This is a genomic window from Trebonia sp. (assembly GCF_049794275.1).
GTDB lineage: Bacteria > Actinomycetota > Actinomycetes > Streptosporangiales > Streptosporangiaceae > Trebonia.
Map to the genome: position 1 here is coordinate 1 of NZ_JBARCR010000299.1, position 4,646 is coordinate 4,646.

The 4,646-nt window shown below is 68.9% G+C and carries 4 protein-coding genes; 3 read left to right on the forward strand and 1 reads right to left on the reverse strand.

All coding sequences use genetic code 11. The features are described 5' to 3' along the window. Positions 1-773, forward strand: a 773-nt coding sequence (locus WA805_RS08405) for a D-alanyl-D-alanine carboxypeptidase family protein (RefSeq protein WP_425242049.1), incomplete at its 5' end; no start/stop codon positions are given. 18 nt (positions 774-791) lie between these two features. On the opposite strand, the gene WA805_RS08410 is transcribed toward WA805_RS08405, so the two are convergent. Continuing rightward, positions 792-1,640, reverse strand: coding sequence for an ABC transporter ATP-binding protein (locus WA805_RS08410; protein WP_425242050.1), 849 nt, complete (start codon positions 1,638-1,640; stop codon positions 792-794). Between the two features lie 302 nt (positions 1,641-1,942). Between WA805_RS08410 and WA805_RS08415 the strand changes: the two genes are divergently transcribed. Both WA805_RS08415 and WA805_RS08420 read left to right on the forward strand, forming a co-directional pair. Beyond that, entirely contained in the window at positions 1,943-3,199 is a 1,257-nt protein-coding gene (locus WA805_RS08415; protein WP_425242051.1) for a cobalamin-independent methionine synthase II family protein, read from the forward strand. A gap of 75 nt (positions 3,200-3,274) precedes the next feature. Then, positions 3,275-4,603: an ABC transporter substrate-binding protein gene (locus tag WA805_RS08420; protein ID WP_425242052.1), complete on the forward strand. Its 1,329-nt coding sequence runs from the start codon at positions 3,275-3,277 to the stop codon at positions 4,601-4,603. Positions 4,604-4,646 lie beyond the last annotated feature (43 nt).

The following is a 4,646-nucleotide window of genomic DNA, read 5'->3' on the forward strand; positions in this document are numbered from 1 at the left end:
CTGCCGGGGTGCGGGCGCCGTGGGCCGAGCTGGCGAACGCCGCCACCGGCGCCGACCTGTGGAGCCGCTCGTCGGTCAGCGAGCGGCCGATGGGCAGCGTCACCAAGGTGATGACCGCGTACGCGGTCATCGAGGCCGGCGACCTCAACCGGGTGATCACCGTGCCCGAGGGCATCGTGGCCTACGACAAGACGTACGACGCGTCCACCGCGGGGCTAGTGCCGGGGGAGAAGCTGACCGCCCTGCAGCTGCTGTACGCGATGATGCTGCCGTCCGGCTGCGACGCGGCGTACACGCTGGCCGTGGCGTACGGCCCGGGATTCACCGCGTTTGTCGCGAAGATGAACGCGACCGCCAGGAAGCTCGGCCTGTCGAAGACGCACTTCTCCGACCCGAGCGGGCTGCCGAACCCCGGCCAGTACACCAACTACTCCACGGTGCGCGACCTGATCAGCCTGGGGCGGGACGCGATGAAGCTGGCGGTGTTCCGCCAGGTGGTGGCGACGCGGAGCTACCATCTGGCGGCCGGCGCCGGGCACCGGGCGCACACCTGGAAGAACCTGAACCAGCTGCTGACCAGCTACTCAGGGGCGGTCGGCATCAAGACCGGGTTCACTGCCGCGGCCGGGGAGTGCCTGCTGTTCGAGGCGCGGCGCGGCAGCACGACGCTGATCGGCGCGGTGCTGCACTCCGCAGCGTCCGAGTCGGCGTCCGACCAGGCCGCACCGGTCCGCGACGCGACCGCGATGCTGAACTGGGGCTTCAGCCGCTAGCGGCCGCTCCGCCGCGGCCTATCCCGCGGCGGCCTGCCCGTCGCTTTCCGCGGCGGTGCTTTCCGAGGCGGAGCCGAGGTAGCTCGCGGCGAGCAGCGCGCTGTCCTTCGACAGGCTCTCGGCGGTGCCGCTGGCGGTGAGATTACCGTGCGCCAGGATGTAGCCCCGGTCGGCGATCTTCAGCGCCATGTGCACGTGCTGCTCGACGAGCAGCACCCCGGTCCCGGTCGACGTCGCGTAGTCCCGCACCACCGGCAGCAGACGGCCGACGATGACCGGGGCGAGGCCGAGGCTCATCTCGTCAAGCATGAGCAGCTTGGGCGTGCGGCTGAGCGCGCGGGCGAGCGCGAGCATCTGCTGCTCACCGCCGGACAGCAGGCCAGCCTTGCGGTCGTGCAGGTCGCGCAGCGCGGGGAAGTGGTCGAACGCCGTGTCCATCTGCGCCGGCGAGCCGAGGCCGTCGAGCCGGAAGTGCTCGGCCACCGTCAGCCCGAAGAAGATGCCGCGGTCAAACGGCACGTGCGCGATGCCGAGCCGGGCTCGCGCGGTCGGCGCCACGCCGGCGAGGTCGGTGCCGCCGAACCTGATGGTTCCCGGTGGGTGCTTCAGCAGGCCGGAGATCGCGCGCAGCGTGGTCGTCTTCCCTGCGCCGTTGGCGCCGAGCAGCGCCACCACCTCGCCGTGGCCGACGGTGAGACTCAGGTCGCGCACGACCAGCGCGCGGTCGTAGCCCACGCTCAGCCCGTCCAGCTCGAGTACCGCGTCACCGCCAGCCCTGTTGTTGCCCGCGCTCTTGCCGACAGCCTTGTTGTCGACAGCCTTGTTGTCGACAGCCCCGTCGCCGCCAGCCACGTCGTCGCTAGCCATGTCGTCCAAGCCCGCCTTACCTCGGTCACTCGTTATTAATTTGCCTGCCGGCAAACAACAATCCGGTCGCTCATAATACCTGTCTTGTACAGGACAAACAGCCTCTTGGCCAGCTTGTACCCCGCATCGTTATCGCTGCATTGGGGTTGTCGCCAAGTTGCCGGTCATCGATGTGTGGCCACCGGACACGTGACTTGATTGTGACCGCCGAAGATCATAAAGCCAGTTGACTGACGTCACGCTGCGGGCCTTTGCTTGAGAAGATTTCCCGATGGCTCCCACAGTCACAGGCGGAGAAGGCGATGGAGCGAATCCCGGTCACGCATGCCGGAAGCCTGATCAGGCCCGCGGAACTCCTTTCCTTTCTGTCCGCGATAGACCAGGGGAAGGCGTTCGACAGCGCCGATTACCGTGCTGCCCTCGGCCGGGCGGTGGCCGACGTGGTCGCCAAGCAGGTCGAGACCGGCATCGACGTGATCGACGACGGCGAGATGGGCAAGTCGACCTGGATCACTTACCTCTACGAGCGGACGACCGGGCTTGAGTCCAGGCCCGTGGAGGGCGGGTTCGCCAGCATCATGCCGGCCAGCAGGGACCGGCAGCACTTCCCCGGCGCGTACGCGGAGCTCGACTCGCTCGACGAGCGGGCGGCCAGGGCCAGCACCAGCCTCGGTGCCGACGGGGACCTGGGCCGTCCCGGCGCCGCTGACCCGGAGGAAGGGGACGGTCCTGGCGGCGCGTCGGAGTGGGTGTGCACCGGCCCGATGACCTACGACAAGACGGCGCTGGGCAGGGACATCGCGAACTTCAAGGCCGCCCTCGACGCCGCGGGCAAGGCCCACTCCGAGGCGTTCCTGCCGGTGGTGGCCCCGGCCAGCGCCTACTGGCTGAAGAACGAGTACTACCCGTCCGACGAGGAGTTCGTCTACGCGCTCGCCGACGCGCTGCACGAGGAGTACAAAGGCATCACCGACGCCGGGCTGCTGCTGCAGGTCGACGACGCGGTACTGATGCACGAGGCGGACACCATGCTGTCCAAAGGACAATCGTGGGAGGACTACCGGCGGTGGGCGCAGCTGCGGGTGGACGCGCTCAACCACGCGCTGCGCGGGCTGCCCGAGGAGCAGATCAGGTACCACATCTGCTTCGGCAGCTGGCACGGGCCGCACGCCTACGACCCGCCGCTGCGCGACTCGGTCGACCTCGTGCTCCAGGTGCGGGCGAAGTACTACCTGATGGAGCAGGCCAACCCGCGGCACGAGCACGAGTGGGCGATCTGGGAAGACGTCACGCTGCCGGCGGACAAGGTCCTGGTCCCCGGCGTGGTCACGCACCACACCAATGTCGTCGAGCACCCCGAACTCGTCGCGCAGCGCCTGGTGCGGCTCGCGAACGTGGTCGGCAGGGACCGGGTGATGGGCGGCACCGACTGCGGGTTCGCGCAGGGCGCCTTTGTGCACCGGGTGCACGAGGAAATCCAGTGGGCCAAACTAGCCTCACTCGTCGAGGGCGCGCGGATAGCGTCCCGCGAGCTATGGGGCGTAAAGGCCGAGGCGTGATCCGCGGCGCCACCGCGGTCATCGCCATCTTTCCAGGCGACTTGAGAAGACCAGATATCCCAGGAGGAAACGAAATTGCGTAGACACAGAAAAACCGCTTATGCCGGGATCGCCGCCCTCGCGGTAGCGCTCCTGGCAGCGGCTGGTTGTAGCTCGAGCTCGAGTTCCAGCACGACCCCACCGGCCACCAGCGCCGCCGCGGCACCGTCCCCGAGCGGCACCACCGGCGGCCTCGGCGCGCAGTCGGTCACCAACTACCTGACCTACACGGGCGGCAAGTCAGGCCCGGCGAACAGCTCGCTGACGCCGGTCACCATCGGCTTCGTCAACCAGCAGGGCGGCGCGCAGGTGATCGGCCAGCACGCCACCGACGGCACGGAGATGGCGATCAAGTACATCAACGCCCAGCTCGGCGGTGTCGACGGCCACCCGATCGTGCTGGACACCTGCTTCATCGCCTCCGCCGAGGAAGAGGGCACCGGCTGCGCCCAGAAGTTCCTCGCGAACAAGAACGTCCACGTGATCTCCATGGGCGCCACGGTAATCGGCGCGCAGTCCTTCTACAGCACGCTGGGCGGCGCGCTCCCGGTGGTCGGCGGCGTGGCCCCGCTCTCCATCGACGGTCAGCAGAAGAACACCGCGGTGCTCTTCGGTGACGCCACCAGCGTGCTCGGGCCGATGGGCACCTACGGCCGGGACGTGCTGCACGCCAAGACCGCGGTGATCCTCTACCCCGACACCGCCTCGGCCACCCCCGGCGCGCTGGCCACCGAGGCGGGGCTGAAGGCGGCCGGCATCTCCGTGAAGATGGGCCCGTACCCGCCGAACACCACCGACCTGACCGGCGTGCTCGCGTCGACCGGGGCCGCCTCGGCCGACCTGGTCATCCCCGCCGTCGCCGCCCCGGACTGCGTGAACCTTCAGAAGGCGCTCACCCAGCAGGGCATTACTGACCCCAAGAAGATCCTCGCCGCGCCGCTGTGCCTCAATGGCCAGGTCGCGGCGGGCCTCGGCGGCGACTTTCCCAAGTGGACCTACCTCATCGCCAGCTCGCTGTTCGGCGACACGACCGACCCGGGCATGATCGAGTACATGAAGCTGGCGCAGACCTACTCCACGCCGGCGAACGCGCCCGACCCGTGGAACATCGTCGACTTCGGCCAGATGATGACGATCGACAAGGTCCTCAACCAGGTCGGCTACGCCAACCTGACCCCGGCCGCGATCCTGTCGGCCGTGAAGGCGTTCAAGGGCCCGCAGGCCCTCGGCGCCCCGCAGCTGGAGTGCGGTTACGACCCGAGCGCGCCCGGCGTCTGCAACAACCGCTCGCAGTTCTTCGAGTACGCCGGCCATAACAAGTGGATCAAGACGGCCGGCTGGACCCAGCCGCCGGCGGGTGACTGATCCGCAACGGCTGACCGCCGCGCCGCGGCCGCGGGGGCTCACC

What these genes read in the sequence shown, in the direction of transcription:
- WA805_RS08410 (WP_425242050.1), bottom strand. Translation starts at nt 1,640, where the DNA reads ATGGCTAGCGACGACGTGGCTGGCGGCGACGGGGCTGTCGACAACAAG.
- WA805_RS08415 (WP_425242051.1), top strand. Translation starts at nt 1,943, where the DNA reads ATGGAGCGAATCCCGGTCACGCATGCCGGAAGCCTGATCAGGCCCGCG.